Source organism: Enterococcus sp. DIV1206 (assembly GCF_051712485.1).
Classification (GTDB): Bacteria; Bacillota; Bacilli; order Lactobacillales; family Enterococcaceae; genus Enterococcus; species Enterococcus faecalis.
Genome location: NZ_JBIOOZ010000001.1, coordinates 1,143,575 through 1,164,941, shown reverse-complemented (window position 1 = coordinate 1,164,941; position 21,367 = coordinate 1,143,575). Strand labels below are relative to the sequence as shown.

General features: G+C 37.4%; 17 protein-coding genes, 1 tRNA gene and 2 other annotated features. Of the genes, 3 read left to right on the top strand and 15 right to left on the bottom strand.

Annotated elements, in window-relative coordinates:
• Positions 1–10 precede the first annotated feature (10 nt).
• The 5 genes from IGK86_RS05635 to IGK86_RS05615 form a co-directional block, all read right to left on the bottom strand.
• A complete protein-coding gene (locus IGK86_RS05635) occupies positions 11–1,549 on the bottom strand; it encodes an ABC-F family ATP-binding cassette domain-containing protein (RefSeq protein ID WP_002401305.1) in 1,539 nt (512 codons plus the stop codon).
• A 369-nt stretch (positions 1,550–1,918) separates the two neighbouring features.
• Positions 1,919–3,112 (bottom strand): amidohydrolase, encoded by a 1,194-nt coding sequence (locus IGK86_RS05630; RefSeq protein WP_002364258.1) that lies wholly within the window; start codon positions 3,110–3,112, stop codon positions 1,919–1,921.
• Between the two features lie 14 nt (positions 3,113–3,126).
• Entirely contained in the window at positions 3,127–3,960 is an 834-nt protein-coding gene (locus tag IGK86_RS05625) for a MetQ/NlpA family ABC transporter substrate-binding protein (RefSeq protein ID WP_002401303.1), read from the bottom strand.
• A gap of 18 nt (positions 3,961–3,978) precedes the next feature.
• On the bottom strand, positions 3,979–4,659 hold the full coding sequence (locus IGK86_RS05620) for a methionine ABC transporter permease (RefSeq protein ID WP_002366918.1): 681 nt from the start codon (positions 4,657–4,659) through the stop codon (positions 3,979–3,981).
• A gap of 18 nt (positions 4,660–4,677) precedes the next feature.
• Positions 4,678–5,748 (bottom strand): methionine ABC transporter ATP-binding protein, encoded by a 1,071-nt coding sequence (locus IGK86_RS05615; protein ID WP_010823798.1) that lies wholly within the window; start codon positions 5,746–5,748, stop codon positions 4,678–4,680.
• Positions 5,749–5,834: 86 nt separating this feature from the next.
• Positions 5,835–6,085, bottom strand: a binding site (T-box leader).
• 377 nt (positions 6,086–6,462) lie between these two features.
• Positions 6,463–6,708 (bottom strand) — a binding site (T-box leader).
• 263 nt (positions 6,709–6,971) lie between these two features.
• Here IGK86_RS05615 and IGK86_RS05610 point away from each other — a divergent pair.
• The 3 genes from IGK86_RS05610 to IGK86_RS05600 all read left to right on the top strand — a co-directional run bounded on the left by IGK86_RS05610 (position 6,972) and on the right by IGK86_RS05600 (position 9,085).
• Positions 6,972–7,044 (top strand) — tRNA-Thr (locus IGK86_RS05610).
• Positions 7,045–7,201: 157 nt separating this feature from the next.
• Entirely contained in the window at positions 7,202–8,692 is a 1,491-nt protein-coding gene (locus IGK86_RS05605; RefSeq protein WP_438742143.1) for a glucosyltransferase domain-containing protein, read from the top strand.
• Positions 8,693–8,905: 213 nt separating this feature from the next.
• Complete coding sequence (locus IGK86_RS05600; protein ID WP_002383739.1) at positions 8,906–9,085, top strand: hypothetical protein; 180 nt, start codon at positions 8,906–8,908, stop codon at positions 9,083–9,085.
• A gap of 87 nt (positions 9,086–9,172) precedes the next feature.
• On the opposite strand, the gene IGK86_RS05595 is transcribed toward IGK86_RS05600, so the two are convergent.
• The 10 genes from IGK86_RS05595 to cdaA form a co-directional block, all read right to left on the bottom strand.
• On the bottom strand, positions 9,173–10,138 hold the full coding sequence (locus IGK86_RS05595; RefSeq protein WP_016617564.1) for a hypothetical protein: 966 nt from the start codon (positions 10,136–10,138) through the stop codon (positions 9,173–9,175).
• Positions 10,139–10,313: 175 nt separating this feature from the next.
• The gene (locus IGK86_RS05590) at positions 10,314–10,604 is read right to left on the bottom strand and encodes a hypothetical protein (RefSeq protein WP_002359936.1); all 291 of its coding nucleotides are present in this window, start codon (positions 10,602–10,604) and stop codon (positions 10,314–10,316) included.
• Positions 10,605–10,651: 47 nt separating this feature from the next.
• Positions 10,652–11,890, bottom strand: coding sequence for an aminoacyltransferase (locus IGK86_RS05585; RefSeq protein ID WP_002362084.1), 1,239 nt, complete (start codon positions 11,888–11,890; stop codon positions 10,652–10,654).
• A gap of 310 nt (positions 11,891–12,200) precedes the next feature.
• Entirely contained in the window at positions 12,201–14,009 is a 1,809-nt protein-coding gene (gene glmS / locus IGK86_RS05580) for a glutamine--fructose-6-phosphate transaminase (isomerizing) (protein WP_002356940.1), read from the bottom strand.
• A 442-nt stretch (positions 14,010–14,451) separates the two neighbouring features.
• Complete coding sequence (locus IGK86_RS05575) at positions 14,452–15,285, bottom strand: energy-coupling factor transporter transmembrane component T family protein (protein WP_002356939.1); 834 nt, start codon at positions 15,283–15,285, stop codon at positions 14,452–14,454.
• The gene (locus IGK86_RS05570; RefSeq protein WP_002356938.1) at positions 15,282–16,988 is read right to left on the bottom strand and encodes an ABC transporter ATP-binding protein; all 1,707 of its coding nucleotides are present in this window, start codon (positions 16,986–16,988) and stop codon (positions 15,282–15,284) included. The genes IGK86_RS05575 and IGK86_RS05570 overlap by 4 nt, the downstream gene beginning before the upstream one ends.
• Before the next feature lie 100 nt (positions 16,989–17,088).
• Complete coding sequence (locus IGK86_RS05565) at positions 17,089–17,640, bottom strand: ECF-type riboflavin transporter substrate-binding protein (protein WP_002356937.1); 552 nt, start codon at positions 17,638–17,640, stop codon at positions 17,089–17,091.
• Positions 17,641–17,869: 229 nt separating this feature from the next.
• Positions 17,870–19,225, bottom strand: coding sequence for a phosphoglucosamine mutase (glmM, locus tag IGK86_RS05560; RefSeq protein WP_002356936.1), 1,356 nt, complete (start codon positions 19,223–19,225; stop codon positions 17,870–17,872).
• Entirely contained in the window at positions 19,218–20,381 is a 1,164-nt protein-coding gene (locus tag IGK86_RS05555; RefSeq protein WP_002374494.1) for a CdaR family protein, read from the bottom strand. Before IGK86_RS05555 ends, glmM begins: the two co-directional genes overlap by 8 nt.
• Positions 20,378–21,262: a diadenylate cyclase CdaA gene (gene cdaA / locus IGK86_RS05550; protein ID WP_002389035.1), complete on the bottom strand. Its 885-nt coding sequence runs from the start codon at positions 21,260–21,262 to the stop codon at positions 20,378–20,380. The genes IGK86_RS05555 and cdaA overlap by 4 nt, the downstream gene beginning before the upstream one ends.
• Positions 21,263–21,367 lie beyond the last annotated feature (105 nt).

The window sequence follows — 21,367 nt, the reverse complement described above, 5'->3', positions numbered from 1 at the left end:
TCTTTCTTCTTTATTTAACTAATTCCTCAATATCAATTACTCGATCCACAATTTCCTCATAAAAATCTGCTTCATGGGAAACCAGAAAAACCGTTCCTGGGTAAACGTGAATTGCTTCTTGTAAACTTTTTTTGGCCGCTTCATCAATATGATTGGTTGGCTCATCTAAAAATAACAAATTACTTGTTTGCATCATTAGTTCCGCTAGTTTTACTTTTGTTTGCTCACCACCACTTAACAGGGCTAACGACTGCATTGCTAACTTATCTGGTAAACCTGCTCTAGCCAAATGACTTCTTCGCTCTTTAATCGTTGTATCTGGAAAACGATCTGATAAATAGTCTAGCGGCGTTAACTGCTCATTAGGCCACGCTAAGTCTTGGGTAAAATAAGCAATTTTTGTATTCAGCGGATAATGAAATTCTCCATCTAATGAAGGAATCACTTTCGTCAATGTTTTAATTAATGTTGATTTGCCAATCCCATTAAAGCCTTTCAATGCGACTTTTTCACCGACATGAACCATTAAATCTAACGGTTCTAACAAAGGTTCCCGATAGCCGACAACTAACTTCTGGGTCGTTAGTGCTTGCGTTGCAACTAACCCTTGATAAGGAAATTCAATCGCTGGCTTAGTCAAGGAACCTGGCGGAGTCAATCGTTCCAACCGGTCCAATTGTTTTTGTCGACTTTTAGCCATCGTTGCTCGATTTCCAGCTTTGTATTTACGAATATAGGCTTCCATTTTTTCAATTTTTTCTTGTTGGGCCTGATACTGTTTCAAATAGGTTTGTTTATTCTGCTCTTTTTGTGCAAAAGATTTTTCTACATTTCCAGTATATTTGGTTAATTTGCCAAACTCAATATCTGCGATGCAATTCGTCACTTCATTTAAAAATTGATAATCATGGGAGACTAATAGAAAGCTTCCTTCAAAATTATTCAGATAGCGAACAAGCCATTGAATATGTGTATCATCTAAATAGTTGGTGGGTTCATCTAAAAGTAACACATCAGGGGCCTCTAACAATAATTTTGCTAAAATCACTTTTGAACGTTGACCACCGCTTAGCTCCCCTAACTTTTTATCCAAACCAATTGCTTGTAGTCCTAACCCATTGGCTAAATCCTGAATAATCGTGTCGATTTGGTAAAAATTACTTTCATCTAAATCTGTTTGTAACTTGCCTGCTTGTTCTAAAAGTTTTTCCGAAGCCGTTTGACTGTATTCTTCATAAAGTTTTGTCAGTTTCGCTTCTTTATCAAAAAGTTCTTGAAAGGCTTGTTTCAAAAAATCAACCATCGTTAGTGATTGTTCTACAGAAACGTGCTGATCCAAGTACCCAATCTTACAATTTTTTTGCCACTGAATCGTTCCTTCGTCTGGCAATACTTCCCCCGTTAAAATTTTAATTAAGGTGGATTTGCCGACACCATTTTGGCCAGTTAAGCCTAAATGATCCCCTTTATTCACTTGCAATGAAGTCTCTTCATACAAGACCTTTTCGCCAAATCGATGCGTTAAATGTTCAATAGTTAAAATACTCATTTTCGTCACTTCTTTCTTGTTAACTGATTATTTTGGGACAACAAAAAAAGAACCACGTCTGCACGTCGTCCATCCTGACAGAAATCCCGACAACCGCTTGTACGTACACTCAAATAAGACTAGCTTTTCTAGTCAAAAAATGTCCTATCAAGCGATGAAGAAATTAATTGCTCGGCTCCACAACAGTGCTTCATCTGTTCTTAAACTATCGGGAGCTACTTTTCTTGTTAATTTATCAGTTAAAACAAAAAACATGTGAATCACCTTTCTTATGCTTGTATTCTACCATAGAATGACAAGAAAGCAAGCCACGTTGGTTTATAACGAAAGGAGCCCACAAACCATCATTTTGTCGGCTCCCTATCCCTATTATTCTGATAAATAGTTTAATGCATAGCGTACGTGGTACTCTGCTGCTAAAAGTAAGGCACGTTCATCAATATCAAATTGTTCATGATGGTGTCCAAAATGGGTAGCAGGATTTTCAGGGTTTCGTGAACCGACCCGTCCATAGATACCAGGAATTACCGCTAAGTAATCAGCAAAATCATCCGCCCCTAAACTTTTAGGATGATCGGTCACAACATTTTCAAAACCAACAATTTCACTGGCTACCTGCTGTGCACGGTTGGTTGCTTGTTCTTCATTAATTAATGGATTCGCTGCCGCATAAACAGAAAAATCAGCAATTTCTGTGCGATGAGACTGGGCAATTTCATGGGCAATTTCTTCGACTCGTTGTAAAACAAATTGGCGCGTTTCCTGACTAAATGTTCGAACAGTACCTTCAATGGTTGCCTGGTTTGCTACAATATTATAGCGTGTTCCTGCTTGTAAAACGCCAATTCCTACTACGACAGAATCTAAAGGATCAATCTCGCGAGCTACAATTTTTTGTAATTCCACAACGATACTGGCCGCTGCTAAAACAGCATCCCGGCCATTCTGTGGTTGGGCGACGTGACTACTTTGACCACTGACTTCAATTTTAAAAATATCACAAGAGGCGTTGGTGGCACCTTTGGTAGCGACTAATTTTCCGACCGGCACACTGGAATCTAAATGAATCCCAAACACTTGGTCGATTGCTTCTAAATAATTTCCTTCCACAAATTGTCGAGCGCCTGCACCAATTTCTTCAGCTGGCTGGAAGGCCAGTTTAACCGTTCCTGAAAAGGTATCCTGATGTTTTTTGAGCACTTTAGCTGCACCTAGCAATGCTGCCGCATGACCATCGTGTCCACAAGCATGATTGAGTCCTGGATTTTTAGAAGCATAGGCAGCACCTGTTGCATCTGGCAATTCCAACGCATCAATATCTGCACGTAACAAAATCGTTTTGCCAGCGCCAAGACCTCCTTCAATGGTTGCTAAAACACCCGTTTCCCCTACTTCTACAAAAGGAATAGCTAAGGCTAGTAGTTCTTCTTTAATTCGCTTAATCGTTTCATATTCTTTTAAACTTGCTTCAGGGTATTGATGAAAATGACGTCTTAAATGGATTATCCATTCCTTTTCTGTAGCAATAGCTTCTTGGATTGTTTGAATCGTTGTTGTACTCATTATAAATGCCTCCTTTATTTTTTACCAAATGTTTCCCAGGCTGGAACATTGGCGCCTTTTGATGTTTCTGCAATGACCTTTTTCGTTTCTTCTTGTTGATATTCTTCTACAACTTTTTGATAAAGTTTATTCTCTTGATCTTCTTCTCTGGCCACGACAATGTTCACATAAGGTTTCGCTTTTTCGTTTACAGGTTCTAAGAAAATTGCATCTTTATCTGGTGTATACCCAGCATCGACAGCCATGCCGCTATTGATCACTGAAGCATCGACATCTTGTAAAGCACGCGCTGTTTGCGTAGCATCTAATTCAGTTATTTTCAATTGGCGTTTATTTTCAGTAATATCACTGACAGTCGGTAGTTGCTGTTTCGCAGGATCAACTTTTATCAGTCCTGCAGTTTGTAATAAAATTAACGCCCGCCCACCATTCGTTGGGTCATTAGGAATAGCAATTTCTCCGCCGTCTTTAATTTTCGTGATATCTTTCAATTTATTAGCGTAAATTCCCAATGGTGCATTGACTGTATTGCCAATTGATACTAATTTCGTCCCATGTTCTTTATTGTAATTGTCTAAAAAGATTTGATGCTGAAAGGCATTTAAATCAATTTCTTTTTCTGCTAATGCTGCGTTTGGTTGCGTATAGTCTGTAAATTCTACCAATTGTAGATCAATATTTTTCTTTTTCAAACGCTCTTTGACCGATTCCCATTCATCGTTTTTTGTTCCTACAACGCCTAGTTTAACAGTTTCTGTCTTAGTATCCTTCGCAGTCCCCGATGCACAACCTGCAATCGTAAAAGCTAATACCCCAATAAGTCCAATTAATTTACTAAATTTTTTCATTTGTCATTTCTCCTTTTTCTAATGTGATGTTTTTTTGATTAATTGATTACTAATGGCTTGACTGATAAATACCATAATTAAAATAATTAACGTGGCCATAAATGTCACATCGGTTTGAAAGCGATTGTAGCCTCGAGTAATCGCTAAGTTGCCCAGACCACCAGCCCCAATCGCTCCTGCCATGGCTGTTAATCCAATTAAATTAATAATTGTCACCGCTGAAACACGAATAATACTTGGTAACCCTTCAATTAGATAAACCCGAAAAATAATCCCTAAGGGACTCGTCCCCATAGCTTCTGCCGCTTCGATAACGCCAGGATCCACTTCTAATAACGCATTTTCAATTTGGCGCGCGAAGAACGGGATTACGCCAATAACTAATGGGACTAACGCTGCGGTTGTACCAATTGTCGTTCCTGCCAAAATTCGTGTTAATGGTTGAATCAGTGCGAGCATAATGATGAAAGGAATAGAGCGGCAAACATTAATAATTTTTTCTAAGACACTATACAGGGGTGGATTTTTCAAAACACCACTGGGGCCAGTACTGACAAGCACGACACCCAACAAGACTCCTAACACACCAGCAATCAAGGCTGTCCAAAAAACCATGTATACTGTTTCCCATGTACTTTGAAGAAACTCTTGTTTTAATTGGACAACATTCGGAAAATATTTCTCAAATAATTGATACATTCTCAGTTCACTCCTTTTTTAAATCACCTGTAAATTCTGCTTTTTCTTCGTTTGCTGATAGGTTTTCAAAACATTGGTTCGCACGCCTTGTTTCGCTAAATAAGCAAGGGCTTGTTGACGCTGGGCCTCATCACCAGAAAGCACCACAATTAAATGGCCAATAGGAACATTTTGAACAATTTCGACATTGCCATAAAGGATATTCGTATACACCTGATATTGGCTATACAATTGTGCAATTAATGGCTCGTTCGTTTGATCTCCCACATAAGAAAACTCAATTAATTCTTGATTTTTATCTAAGTCAGCTAATTTAGGATGTTCAAGAATCGTGGTTAATGCTTGATCAATATGAGTTGCTGTCCGAATAAAATCTTTGGTTAAAGGTTGTTGGGGTTGACTAAAAATCGAAACAATATCGTTTGATTCGACAACGCAGCCATTTTCCATCACCGCGACTTTATTACAAATTTCTTTAACCACTTGCATTTCATGGGTGATTAAGACAATCGTCAAGTTCAGTTCTTGATTTAACTTTTTTAACAAAGCTAAAATCTGTCCCGTTGTTTTTGGATCTAACGCACTCGTCGCTTCATCACAAAGTAAAATTTCAGGATCATTTGCTAAAGCGCGGGCAATCGCAACCCGCTGTTTTTGCCCTCCTGATAGTTGACTGGGGTAAGCGTCCCGTTTTTCACTTAGTCCAACTAGCTCTAATAAATGGCTGATTTTTTGACGCCGTTCACTTTTACTTAGCCCAGAATATTTTAATGAAAAATCGATATTACTAAATATGGTCCGCTCTTTCATCAAATTAAAATGTTGAAAAATCATTCCAATCTTTTTTCGTTGTTGTCGTAATTCCTTTTTAGAAAAAGTTAAAATATTTTCTTTGTTAATAATAACGGTGCCCGCTGTTGGTCGTTGCAATAAATTAATTACCCGTACTAACGTACTTTTTCCAGCACCGGAATAACCAACGATTCCGTAGATATCCCCTTTATCAATTGTCAAAGAAACATCTTGGACAGCCTGAATTTCTTGTTTTTTTTGTTGAAATGTCACACTGATATTTTTTAGTTCAATCATTCTTTATCCCCCTTCATTCTTACCAACCTGCATTTTTTTCATAAAAAAGAAAAAAGCATCCTCAACGACACAACTCGAGTTGTATCGTTGAGGACGCTTTTTTGCGTGTTACCACCTCATGTTCAGAATTTGCTCACACAAATTCCCTTTTCAAGTACGGAACAATATGTTCGATACCCTAGCTCGATAACGGGAGCACCCGTCGCCGCCTTGTGTTTAACACTCGGAGCGCTTGCTCAATAGCCATTTTCCAAAACGTCTTTGTCACCTATTCTCAGCTACCTAGGCTCTCTGTTAGACAAATCAAGTCTTGTACTTACTATATCACTGCTTTTTTATTTCTATTCATTTTAAACTGATTTTCGTTTATTTTCAAAATCAAACAGACTAGAGTTCCTACCCCTTCAAGCATCTTGTACTGTTCATCACTTACAAAGGCCATACTGTGTCGAGTAACCGCAGACAGCATCTACTTTGTCGCTTCGCGCCAGTCGTAGTGCTCAACAGGATTTGACTGTGACGAGAATCACAGCCTTGGCGAGAATCGTAGGAACACTTTCGTGCAAATGACACAACCTGCCCTCCGGTCATCTTGTACTGTTCATCACTTACAAAGGCCATACTGCGTCGAGTAATCGCAGACAGCATCTACTCTGTCGCTTCGCGCCAGTCGTAGTGATTCACAGCAAAAAGCCCTTCACTAGCGTTTTGCTAGTAAAGGGCGAATGATTCGCGGTACCACCTTTTTTCGAAATATAACTGATTCTTTATATCTCATCTCTTATCCAAGTCTTTATTAACTTGGTGCACATGGTAACGGGTGCTTAGCCGAAATTGCTTACTTATCAGCAATTTATTCTCAGAGGCCATCTTCAACTTTTCTGAACCTTGTCCCTTTTCACCAATCAGGACTCTCTTTTGAAGGTCATCAAAATTTACTCTTCTCTTCAACGAATGAATAGTTATCTGTGATGTTGATTTACACTTTACTAGAGAAAAAAGAGATTGTCAACAGTTTTTCTTAGAAAAAAATCATTTTTCTTTTTTTACGAAAGAGCAATTGACAAACTTTCGTCTATACGTTATTCTATTTCTTGTGCACGAGATTTGTACGATTTTTCAAAAGGAACTTTGACGATTACTCGTCGCAGTGTAGCCTTTGAAAATGAACTCTATGGGTTTCACTTCGTTGCAATCCCCGAGTTAGTTTAGCCTTTGAAAGTGCCGCCTTAGCTCAGTTGGTAGAGCACCACCATGGTAAGGTGGGGGTCGCCGGTTCAAGCCCGGCAGGTGGCTTTTTGGTAAAATCCCAACTCTTTAATAAAGAGTTGGGATTTTTTTGTTTTGCCTACCCTTAGTGTTCTGTCAAGATGAGAAAATAACAAAAGCAATTTCTTCATTCCACTCGTTATGGTATATTTTAATTGTTAAATAATTATTGGAGTGGAGTACAATGATGAAACAATTACCTACAGAATCAAAAAAATTTGATTTAAAGAATTGGTGTATTGAAAATAAAGCCTATCTTCTATTGATCATTTTAATTTATCAAGTGGCAGTTTTATCCATCGGCATTATCAATTTCCCTTACTTAGATGATAATGCTCGCCAAGTCGCTGGAATGACAGATTTTGGTACGACTTACGCACGTTGGGGCAGTGAATTTCTCTCATGGTTTGTTCAAGGAAGTCGTCATTTGACAGATCTGGGCTTGACCACACCGATTCTAACAGGTCTTATCTTATCTCTCACAAGCATACTGGCAATTTATATCATCAATGACCAAAAAATTAGCTGGGGTTCCTCTTTAGTAGCTACTTTAATTGGCCTCAATCCTTGGTTCCTCCAATGTCTTAGTTTCAGGTTTGATAGTCCCTATATGGCATTGAGTATTTTTTGTTCGTTTCTTCCTTTTTATTGGTGGCAGCGTAATTCTTTTACGTTTTTCTTGGTTTCTGTCTTTTCACTGTTTGTTATGTTTAATACTTACCAAGCCTCGTCAGGAATTTATATAGTTATCGTCTTATTCCTTACTTTCAAGCAGTTACTTGCTGGAGAAAATTTCATTGCTCTTTGTAAAAAAGTCGCACTTGCTGCTATCGCTTATCTACTTTCTATAGTCAGCTACCTTATCGAGTTAAAATTTGTACCTTCCGCAACAAACAACATTGGGGGCAGTCAGGCCTTACCAAGTTTCCACGATATTCCCAGTGTGGCTTATCAAAATAGTTACCATTATTTTTCAGAGCTATTGAACCAGAGTAATCGTTTATGGCTTTTATTACTGCTCCTACTGCTTGTTTTATTTTTTATTAGTCATCTATCAAATAGCAAAATCAACTTAGGCTTAAGTTTCCTTTATTGTATCTTGTATTTAGGACTTGCTTCTCTCTTAAGTTTTGGTATTTTTATTGTCTATTCAAGAAATATCGCAGGTGATGCGCCTCGCTATATTTACGGATTTGCTGTTTTCGTTACAATCAGCATGTTAAGTTTATTTAACAATCGACAAGTGAAAGCAATTTATCTAACTTCGTTACTTGTGGCCAGCTTGTTATCTTATTATATTTTATCATTTGTTTTGGTGTATTCTTCCACATTAAACTATCAAAAAGAAGCATTCAACCGCCAATCAGCTGTTTTAACAGATGATTTAAAAAATGTTGTAACAAACGAACGAAAAAAAGTTTATTTAAATACGTTTTTCAAAAATTCAACTGTTTATGCTAATACAAGTCGAAACTACCCAATTCTTTCAAAAATTGTGCCACCAAATGACGGTCTATACTTCCCTAATTATGTTTGGTTCAATACTTCATCGAATTTAGGAGTAGAGATGGCACCACTGACCGATACGGATATGTCTAAAAATCAAAAAGTAGTAAGTAATCACTTTTATGACATTTATACAAACAACAAAGAAATATTTGTATTTATGAAATAATTTGTTCCATCCAAAAACACTTCTTTTGCAATAAACGTGACTGTATGGTTTGATTAAGATGGATTAAGTATTCTTTTCGGGTACATTTATTACTTCCTGAAACTTGTTTCTTTCCCATTTTTCTTATGAAGTAACAAAATTTTTGAGAAAAAACAGCTCGTTTTCTATGTTATGATAGAGAAGTGAAAATCACCAGAAAGGTTGTTGCGGACTATGAGAACTCGTCAGAAAAAATTATTTTTATTTTCAATGATTTTATGGTTAGTTGAATTTTTAATTACACGGATTTCTGATTCTTTTCCAGGAGCAACGCCATTGTTCGTTGTGATTTGCTTGATTCAAGGAATCCTTTTTACTTATTTCTGTCTTGCTTTTTTCTATTATCCGCAATAATCAGTCAAGAAAAGCAATTAGAGCAGATTCAGCAAATTTCTGAAACCGAAAAAATGGCACGTCCTCGTTTTTAGGACGTGCCATTTTTTAAAGCATTATTTGTGTAAAAGCCGTTCGTATCGCCTGTTGAACTTTTTGAACAGCAGCGATTTGATGGCCTTTTGCTTCAGTCAATTCTTTTTCAATATATTCAGGATAGTAGGTTGCCAAATAACCCAAGACCCAGATAGTTGGATCTGAAATAACCGTCTCTGCTAATGGATACAAATAGGCAAGATGCAACCGAATTTCTTCTTCCAAATGCTGCAACATAATTGGATCATCATTTTCTAAACGATTCCTAAGTTCAGTACAAATTTCGGAATAGATCGGCGTATTTAACGGTCCAGTTTTTCCTTCTAGTAAGACTGTCTGAGGCTGATTGTCATACCAAAGAAAAGTCAGTGGTTCTGAAAATTGCAACAGTGCTAATTCTTCAATGAACCATTCCCGAGCAAAATAACTAAGTGCTTGGTTCATAACTAAATCTTTTGCGACTTCCACAAATACTGGTTTAGGCAAATATAAACTGGTTTTAATGTTCGCTAATTGTTGATAAACGGGCAATTGATCGCTTACTAACAAGTTCCTTTTAATTGCTTGAATTTGCTGCGTTTCTAATTGTTGATACGCCTCTTCCACTTGCATTAATTGCTGTTCTAACGTTTTTTGTTGTGCTAGCGTTATTTTTTTAGTTTGAAGTAATTGCTTCAATAAAATATACCCTTCAATAAAGCGACGACTTTGACTATAAATTTGCATATAAATTGCCGCTGTTTCAAGGTTCTCAAAATAAGACTCTTGGAACGCTTCTGCCAATGCTAGTGCTTCGTCAGCTTCACCCATTTCCAACAATAATTGGACAATTTTTTGGTTTACTGGCGGCGTTTGTTGTAGCTGATAGGCTTGTTGAAAATTTTCTAAAGCGGCGATCTGATTATGTTCTACAAGTGCTTCTTCTCCTTGTGCAATAAAACGTTCATAGTTTTTGGGAAATTCATGAATGGTACTCATATCTAACCTCCTTTATTTCTTATTTAAAGCAGATGAGCCTGGGACAAAAATCACTTTGGATTTTTGCTCCAGGCTCAAAACCTGATAACCGGCGGGAACAGAACCAACACTACGCGTTGCTCGGAGCTAAACGGTTCTGTCCCGACCTCGATTTTAACTATTCAAACGGACTTTTTTAGTAAAGATTACGAATAATAATTGCCGTTTCTAGGTCGCCCTCAGCGTTCATCTTCTCCGCCTTTTCCTCTAAACTATACCCAGCAAAACTTTCGTTTGTTAAAACATCTGCTACTGTGAATTTAGCAACTTTTTCAATACTGACTGCATCTGGTGCTACTTCTTGCACGCTATCCCAGCCTGTATCAATAAAGACCTTTGTATCTTCTGTAATCGCTTCGTTTGCTTCTAACGCCTGCATAATTTCTTTTAACTGTGCATACGTCATAACCTCAACTTGATTTTCCATTTAAACGCCTCACTTTGCCATTCCTTTTTAAGGATTGGGTTTTAATTTTAGACTTTTTCTTTAATTGTTTTTAATGCGTGATATAAGGCATATTTCATTGGTTTGGCTTTCCATTGGAAATTGCCCATTAATTCTTCGACATGACCGCCAAAGGATTGTTTGAATTTAAGAACCCCATCACTTCCATCAAAGACACCGTCAACGCCATAAAAATTATATTTGGGAATGTTATTTTCTACTGTGTAAGTTAACATTTTATGTTGAATTAAATACGGTGCATAGTATTGTTTATATTTTTCATACGTACCACTAAACAAGTAAACAACTTCTTGTGGATGAACAATGAATAAGGCACCTGCTAAAATTTCAGGTTCATCTGATGTTTTCATTTCTTTAGCCTCGTCAATCCGTTTGCGCACGGTACGAACTTCATCTTCAAATTCACGTTTCTGGTTATTTTTTTTACGGCTTTTAGGATTGGCAATTAACGCTTCATTGACTTCGTTGAGCGTCTCTTGTAATTTGCGTAATTTCTCATGAAGATTTTCTAAATAAGTAGCAAAGTTTAGTTCCGCCACCATAAATTTCGCTCGTTCGCCAAACTCTTCATAAACAGCTTGGTAATAAGCTAAATCCTTATCTTCAAAATTACGCCGTGCACTTGTTTCTTCCGTTAATTTCTTAAAGAGAGGTAGCTCTTCGTAACGAAGTTCTCGGGTTGTTACTCCGTATTCCCATGTTTTCTTGATATCATATTTAGCATCTTTTCCATAAGATTTCCAAAGCTCTTCTTCTGTTAATCCAGCCATATCTTTGACAAACAGCCAACGTGGCGCGCCATCAAAATTGTGCACATCAAATCCTTGGTGTTCAAAACCAATTGATGTGAAATAGTCAAATGTTTCTTGATTGACCTTTTCAACTTCACCGCCATTAAAATCACGTAAACAAATTTGTTTATTTGGAGTAAAGGTTAAATAAAGGCCATCATTTTTTTTCACATATTTTTTTAAGCCTGTGAAAAAGGCTTCTACACATTTTTTATCTGTATAATCCATCAAAATTCCGCCGTCAATGTCGAAAGCATAACCAATTTTGACTTTTTTCTTGCTTAGGATACACGCAGCAATTAGTTGGCCTTCTCGTTTGACGCCAACGTATTCACAATGCCAGCCACGTCGTTCCAATAAATGTTTCATTTCGGGTGTTTCTAAAAAGTTACCTGCAGGATGTGTCATTGCAAAGGTAGTAAATTCTTGTTCAGTTAATGTACTAAACTGATCCATATCAAACAACTCACAATCTTTTTTTGTTAAATAAATTAGCACTTTTCAGCTTAACCTACTTTTTGCTTTCTTTCAAACAAAGTTACCTCACTGGCTAATTCTTATTTTTCGGTTCTTATTAATTATATCTAATTTTGCTAAAATGCAAACAGTTTTCAACGGAAAAAAAGAATTTCTTTGGAATCTTTCATTTTTGACTGAATATCTTTCTTTTATAAAAAATATCTGAGACAAGAATCACTTTAGATTTTTGTCTCAGATATTAAAACTTATGAAAACCTGTTGAACATCTTTCTCTCAGGTTCTTGATTTACTCAACAGTTACACTTTTGGCTAAGTTCCTTGGTTTATCAACATCGTAGCCTCTTTGTAAGGTTGCATAGTACGCTAATAATTGGCCTGGAACAATGCTAACTAAGGCAGAAAGTAACGGATGAACATCTGGAATAATCAGTTGGTCCTGTGGTTTTGCCAAGGATTCCAAAGCAATCACAATATTTCTTGCTCCACGACTTTCGACTTCCTTTAAATTGCCTCTTGTATGGGCTGCGACTTTGGCATCTGTCACAATCCCAATCACAGGTGTTCCTTCTTCAATTAAGGCAATCGTTCCATGCTTCAATTCACCTGCCGCAAAGCCTTCTGCTTGAATGTAGGAAATTTCTTTCAACTTCAAGGCCGCTTCCATCGACACATAATAGTCGACTCCTCGCCCGATATAGAAGGCATTTCGAGTATACGTCAGATAATCTTCCACCAAGGCTTTCATTTGTTGTTTTTCATCAATCAAGGTTTCCATGACAGCTGCTACCACGCTCAATTCGTGAGCCACATCAAATGAGACGGCCGCTAATGTTTGGCGTTCTTCACCAATTGCTTTTGCTAAAATAGCTAAGACAGCGATTTGAGCAGTATAAGCTTTGGTGGAAGCAACAGCAATTTCTGGTCCTGCGTGTAATAACAAGGTATCGTCCGCTTCACGTGATAATGTTGAGCCAGCAACATTTGTTAATGTAAGTGATGGATGCCCTAATTCATTAACCTGTACCAGTACTTGGCGGCTATCTGCCGTTTCACCACTTTGACTTAAGAAAATGAAGAACGGTTTTTCAGATAAAATAGGCATGTTGTAGCCAAATTCGCTTGATAAATGAACTTCCACAGGAATACTGGCAATCGTTTCAATTAAAGATTTTCCGACCCAACCTGCATTATAACTTGTCCCACAAGCAATAATGTAAATTCGGTCACATTGATTAATTTTTTCAAGTAACGCCTCATCTAAAGTCACTTTTTCACCTTGAGTATACGCTTGAACAATTTTGCGCATCACTGCAGGTTGTTCATCAATTTCTTTGAGCATATAAAACGGATATGTTCCTTTTTCAATGTCATTTAAATCTAATTGCGCTTCAAAAGGTTCTCGGTTGATTACTTGTCCTTCTGGCGTTTCGATTACTACTTTGTCCGCTGTAACAGTTACAATTTCACCATCAACAATCTCAACAAATTGATTGGTTTCTTTAATCATCGCCATCGCATCACTACAAATAACATTAAAGCCTTCACCTAGACCGATAAGTAACGGGCTTTTATTTTTCGCTACGTAGATAGTATTGGGGTCCATTTTATCCATTAATGCAAAAGCGTATGAACCTTTAATTTCGGCTAAAGCCGCTTTAAAAGCATCTTTTGTTGAAAAACCATTTTCAGCAAAATGAGCAATTAATTGAACGACGATTTCAGTATCTGTATCACCAATTAAGTGAGCACCACTTAAAAATTGTTCTTTTAATTCTTCAAAGTTTTCAATGACACCATTATGCACTAATGCAAAGCGTTGATCGCTTGAAACATGGGGATGTGCATTGGCGACAGTTGGTTCGCCATGAGTGGCCCAACGAGTATGACCAATACCAACTGTTCCATCGATTTCTGGCGTTAATTTTGCTGCTAAATCGGCAATGCCCCCAACTGCCTTAACTACATGGGGCTGTTGGCTTTGATCATTCACACAAATCCCAGCAGAATCATAACCTCTATATTCCAATTTTGTTAATCCTTGAATCAAACTTTCCGTGACATTTTCTTTTCCAATCATTCCGACAATTCCACACATAATGCTAATTCCTACTTTCCAATTGAAATTCTGTATTTACTAGGTCCTGTTTAACTAGCAAATCCCATTATATGTTTCTACCTGCGTGATAACCGCTTTGTTCTAACTTCACAATTAGTTTTTCTTTGTTATCTGTAGAGTGCAGTCCCTAGAGCCACCCGCCGAATCTTCGATAAGCTCTCTCCTCGTCACCTGAACGTTCAGGTCTGGCGCTATCCGATATTGGTCTATATACCTCCTTTGTAAATATATTCCGTAGAAACATAAATAATCATACAATTAAAAGTAGGTACTTGTCAACAAAAATCTAAAAACCAAAAATTGGTCTAGTTCTTTAAAGTTGCAAAAAAAGAATCTAGTACACTCATAGTAAGAGAAAGTACTAGATTCTTAATAATAAAAAAATATCCGTTCTATTTATAGAACCTTATCAATTTGTTATTTATTGGAATGGATTATAAAACCGGCCACCATTCACATGGAACAACCAGAAACTGATTCCTAATAAGCATAAGGCAAGTATCATTACCGAAAAATCACGCAGATGAAAAGGTTGTTGCGCATACCACGTTCTATTTTTCTTTTGACCAAAACGCCTTAATTCCATAGCGGTACTCACAGTTTCAATTCGATCTAAACTAGATAGAATTAAGGGTAAAACGATTTGTGCTACGCCTTTGATTCGTTGGCCTAACCGTCCCTTTTTAGACATCTCATAGCCTCGCGCTTGTTGTGCTAAAGAAATATTAAAAAAATCTTCTTGGATATCGGGAATATAACGAATAGCCAGCGCTACTGCATAACTAATCCGATAACTCACACCAATTCGATTCAAGCTGGAGGCAAATTCACTAGGATTTGTTGTTAATAAAAAGATTAATGCCAACGGAATCGTACAGAAATATTTTAAAACTAAATTAAATTCATAAAATAATTCTTCTTGTGTCAAAGTAAACCGTCCGATTCCTTCCCAAATCACGGTACGTGATTGATATAAATCAACCCCATATTCAGGTGCAAAAAGGTAAACCGTTAAGATATTTAACAAAGAAAAAATAGCAATAAATTTAATAACAAAAGATATTTGATGCCATTTAATATTTGATAATTTTAACAAAACAAGCGAAACCACAGACATTCCTAACAGATAACGAGTATCATACGTGGTCATACAAGCCACAGAGACAACGATTAAAAAGACTAATTTGCTTGTGCCGTTTAAGCGATGAATCCAGGTTGAATCAGGATGATAGCCTAACATTTGTCGTTCACTCATCCAAAACGCACCTCACGATCGTAAGCAACAAATTTTTCCGTAAATAGCAAGGGATTTTCCAAGCCTAACGCTTTAGCAAAGGTAAACAAGCTCGTTTCTTTTAAAGAAGCCGCTTGAATTAATTTTTCATCTGTTAAAACAGCAACTGGAGTCGCATCTGCTAGTAAACGTCCATCACAAACTACTAACGCACGTGTTGTATATTCCAACATTAAATGCATATCGTGAGTGATCATTAAAATAGTCACACCTAAGCGGTTCAATTCTTCTAAAAATGTCATCATTTCTGTATAATGTTTAAAATCTTGCCCAGCTGTTGGTTCATCTAAAATTAATAATTCAGGTTCTAAAACTAAGATCGATGCAATAGTTACCCGTTTTTTCTGCCCAAAACTCAATGCGGAAATCGGCCAGTTCCGGAAGGGATACAGCCCACAAATATGTAAAATATTCGTCACACGTTCCTCAATTTCTGCTTGTGGCACATCTCGTAAAACTAATCCTAAAGCTACTTCTTCAAAAATCATTTTTTTAGAAATCATTTGATTGGGGTTTTGCATCACATAACCAATTTTATCTGCACGTTCTTTGATTGAATAATTGGAAAAATCCTGTCCCTCCCATAAAATCTTGCCCGATTGAGGCGTGATGAACCCGCAAATTATTTTAGAAAGTGTAGACTTCCCGGCACCATTTTTTCCTACAATGCTGATCATTTCTCCATGATGAATAGTTACTGAGAAGTCATCTAACACTTTTTCACCATGACGATCATATTGATAGGACACTTGTTCCAAACGTAATAGTTCAGCTCCTTTGACCGCACTAACTGAACTAGGTTGGACAGACCACTGTGTCATTTTGGGCAAAACCGTTTCGCCTGATACTTCGGCTAATTTGTCTAAATGACTAACTTGTGTTAAATCAATCCCAGCATATTTCATGGCTGTAACGTACAAAGGTTCACGAATCCCTTGCTGGGTCAACGTATCTTGACGTAACAATTCATCTGGCGTTGTATCAGAAATAATTGCGCCCTCATTCATGACAATAATTCGATCAACTGATTCGCAAAGAACGTCCTCTAAGCGATGTTCTATTATTAAAACAGTTGCTTTTGTTTCTTGTTGAATGGTGTCAATCAAAGTCATTGTTTCTTGTCCCGCTCGTGGGTCAAGATTAGCCAAAGGTTCATCAAAAAGTAAAATTTTTGATTGGTTAATTAGAACGCCCGCCATAGATACACGTTGTTTTTGACCACCTGACAAATCTTGTGGACGGTGTTGCAATAACTGATTCAGCTCAACAATCTCGGACCATTTGTGGACCGCTTTTTTCATTTCTGCTTGTTCAACTGCATCGTTTTCTAAAGCAAAAGCAATATCCTCAGCAACCGTTAAACCGATAAACTGCCCATCGGTATCTTGCAAAACAGTTCCTACATCAAAAGACAAATCAAATAGACTTGTTTCTTGGATATTTTTACCAGCAACCGTAGCTGTTCCTTGAATCTCACCTTCATAAATATTGGGAATTAACCCGTTGATACATTGCGCCAATGTTGATTTGCCACTACCACTAGGCCCAACGATTAAAACCTTTTCTCCTTCATAGATGGTTAATTGAATCCCCTTTAATGTCGGTTCAGATTGGCTATGATATTGAAAGGAAAAATTATTAAAAGTAATGATTGGTTTTTTCATTCGGCCTCACCTCAGTTTCTCCATAAAAGAAAGGGTCTGAGCATTAGCAAAGTAATTACTAGGGCAGACCCTTAACCATTTAAATTATTTCGACAGTTTCTTAATCTTTCGATAAACTGCCTTTCTTTGTTCTTGTTGATGCATAAGCTTTCATCAACAATGTTCCAATAATCCCCACAGCGACAATATTTGAAACAGTCGCGAATACGCCTTGTGTAAATACTTTACTTGCGGGTTCACTATAAATCAAAATATCCAAACTAGGCGCGATTAAGCCCCAAACGACGATATTGCCAAAGGCTTGGAAAATATTGAAACGCACCATGTCATTTGTTGTAAATTCACCATGTTGAAGATCCATTTTACGACCAGCGAAGCCAAAAATAATACCAATAATTCCTGAACAAATAATCCAGCTCCACCAAGCGCTACCATACGTGGTAAAATCTTTTAACGTGTGACCGATCAAACCAATTAGCCCTCCAGCTACTGGTCCAAAAACAACTGACATTAAAGCAAGAAATGGATACGACGTTTCTAAGTTCGTATTAGGAATCCCAGTTGGAATTACAACGAATCGACCTAAAATAACAAAAACTGCAGAGCCAATTCCAATTGCTACAATTGTCTTGACGGACATTTTTTCTTTCATTTCGCTCCTCCATTCTATAACTCCATTGATTTACAGCCGCTCCCTTCTTGATTTTATCAAATAAAAAAAGAAGATACGCGGTGCATCTTACTTCTAAAATAGTACCCTTTTAACCGCTCTATGTCAATGATAGACGGAGCTTATTAGCTATTTTCTTTTTTTGATTTCCAACAAAGAAACCAGACACTTAACGCAAGCTAGCATTAAGTGTCTGGTTTCTAATTGGTTCTTATTCAACGCCGATTTCTGCACGTACTACTTCGGCAATTTTATCAACGTAATAATCAACTTTTTCTTGTGTCGGCGCTTCAGCCATCACACGTAACAATGGTTCTGTTCCAGAAGGACGAACTAAAATACGACCTTCGCCATTCATTTCTGCTTCTGCTTGTTCGACAACTGCTTTGATTGCTGGAACTTCCATTGCACCATTTTTATCTGTGACACGAATATTGACTAATTTTTGTGGATAAATCGTCACTTCATCCGCTAATTCAGATAATTTTTTTCCCGTTTGCTTCATAACATTCAACAATTGAATCCCTGAAAGCATACCATCACCTGTTGTGTTGTAATCTAAAAAGATCATGTGACCAGATTGTTCGCCACCAAAATTGTAATCATTTTTACGCATTTCTTCTACAACATAACGATCACCCACTTGCGTTACCACATCTTTTAAGCCAATTTCTTCTACAGCTTTATGGAAACCTAGATTACTCATCACTGTTGTAACGATTGTATCTTTTTTCAAACGTTTTTTCTCAGCTAAATATTTAGCACAAATATACATGATTTTATCACCATCGATAATTCGTCCTAATTCATCGACTGCAATAATTCTATCACCGTCGCCATCGAAAGCCAAACCAGCATCCGCGCCTTTTTCAACAACCATTTCTGCCAAAGCTTCAGGATGAGTGGAACCCACACCATCATTGATATTCAATCCATTAGGACTTGTTCCCATTGTATAGAAATCTGTCTCTAAATCCGCGAAGACACGATTGACTGCTGTTGCAGTTGCTCCGTTGGCAGCATCTAAACAAACAGTCATATCTGCTAAATCGCCAGGAATACTTTGAACTAAAAATTGCGAATATTTTAGTAAGCCTTCTGGAAATTCATCTAATGAGCCTAAGCCTTCTGCAGAAGGTCTTGGTAAGGTGTCTTCTTCTGCATCTAACAATGCTTCAATTTCTGCTTCCTGATCGTCTACTAATTTGAAGCCATCTGCCCCAAAAAACTTAATCCCATTGTCTTCCGCAGGATTATGTGAAGCTGAAATCATTACGCCAGCGGATGCTTTTTGTAAACGAGTAAGATATGCTACACCAGGTGTTGAAATCACCCCTAATTGGAAAACTTCAATTCCGACTGATAATAGTCCAGCAATCAATGCTTGTTCCAACATCTCACCTGAAATACGTGTATCGCGGCCTACGAGAACACGAGGTTTTCTTGAACTATCTTCATGTTGACTCAACACATAACCACCGTAACGTCCTAATTTAAAAGCTAATTCAGGTGTTAACTCCTTATTTGCAATTCCTCTTACACCATCTGTTCCAAAATATTTACCCATTTTGATTCTCCTTAGTCACTTGATTCTCTGTATTTTCAGTTGAACCAGCAGTTGTACTTTCTACTGTTGATCCCTCACTTGTTGTTTCAGAAGTATTTGATTCTACTTGACTGGATGTACTTGGTTGTACTGCTTGGCTACCTGAGCCAACCGTTGTTGAACTTGCAGGTTCCCCTGAAGTTTCATTTGTATTTGATGACTGTTGTTGATTGTACACGGGGCTCAAAGAAACGTCAACCTCATCTGGTGTAACTACGTATTCTCCATTAACGGGAATAGTCACTGATTGTTTTGTTTCTTTGCGAATATCAGAAATATCTACCGGTACTTCAATTGATTCTAGCGTATCTAAAATTGATTGCGGGCCACTGACCCTAACTTGGTACGTTGATAAACTATAATTGTAATGAGCGATCCCAGCTGGTGGCGTACCTGTCATACTAACATTCAGTGGTACATCTTTTGTTGGCGCAGTTAAGCCTACTGTTACTTTGACTTGTGGTGCTGGATTTTCGATACTTAGGACTTGACCTTTGGCATCTAGCGCTTGGACATTTACCGTTTGTTTAATCGTATCAATTGTTTGTTTGGCACTTGAGACTGGCGCAATCACTTTGTCAATTGCTTTCGCTGTTTCTTCTCCAGTTGTTACTTCTACAGTTTTTGGATCTACAGAAATATTTTTTACTTTGTAGCCTTCTTTTTCAATGTTATCAGAAAGTTGTGCTTCTACATCGAATTTTTTTGTTACTCTCTTTTCAATCGTTACAGTCACTGTTTTCGGTTCAATTTCAGCTGTAACAGCTGAACTTAGTCCCCGAACTGTCAAAGGCACTTCCGAAGTCCCTAATGGCAATTTGGTTAAGTCTGCGACCACTTGGAAATTTCGTGTGTCAGCATTTGATTCCATGTTTAATTGAATGCGGTTCGCACTACGTAAATGAACATTTACACTCTCTTCAAATCCAGAGACATAATATTTGTCTTTATCGTATTGGACTTGGACCGGAATATTATTCAATGTTTCACTATACGTTTGGCTTGAACCTGAATTGGAGGGATTATTGCCTGTTGCATTGGCATTAAAAAATAACAACAATGCAAACAGCAATGAAAGCAAACCATTAAACCAGCTTTTTTGGGAGGCTTTTCTCATTTGCGTTTAACCCCCTTTGTTACATCATCGATAAAATGCTGTAAAGCACTTTTTTTATCTTCCGATGATTCCGAAATTAACTCCTTACGCAAAATTGTTAAATACTCTTCTTGCGTTAGACCAGGAATTAATTCATTGTTCAACGTCAAACTAACGTCACCAGTTTCTTCAGAAACAACAATCGTAATGGCATCACTGACTTCACTGATACCGACTGCGGCTCTATGGCGCGTTCCAAATTCTTTTGGAATTAAATTGCTTTCTGATAGCGGTAAATACGCACTAGCAACAGCAATTTTTTCATTTTTGATAATCACTGCACCATCATGTAGTGGTGTATTTGGAATGAAAATATTAATCAGTAATTCACCAGTAATATCGGCATCCAAATCAATACCTGTCTCAATGTATTCATCTAAACCAGTATTGCGTTCAATGGTTATCAAAGCACCAATTTTCCGTTTTGACATGTACTGAATGGCTTTGTCAAAGGCCTGAATAATACGCTCATCTTCTTGTTGCGCACCTTTATTCGGGCGGAAAAACGAACTTCTCCCTAGATGTTCCAGCCCTCTTCGCACTTCTGGTTGAAAAATAACAACCGCGGCGATTACACCATACATGATGACTTGATTCATTAACCAAGATAATGTATGTAGACCAATTATCTCACTTAGAATGCGGATAATGATAAAAACAGCGACACCTTTTAATAGTTGGACTGCTTTTGTTCCACGAACAAGCATGATTAATTTGTAAACGAGGTACCATACGACTAGGATATCTATGATATTGATAACAAAATCCTTAGATAAGAAATCCGTTGAGATGACTTGCTGCCAATAATTCAAATCTAATAATTGATTCAATTGAAACGACATCATACCCCTCACTTCTCTCTCAAGATTTCCTAACAAGTATACCACATTATTTTCTTTCATCACAGAACGCAAGCGGAAACATCAAAAAAATTTAGGAACTTTTTC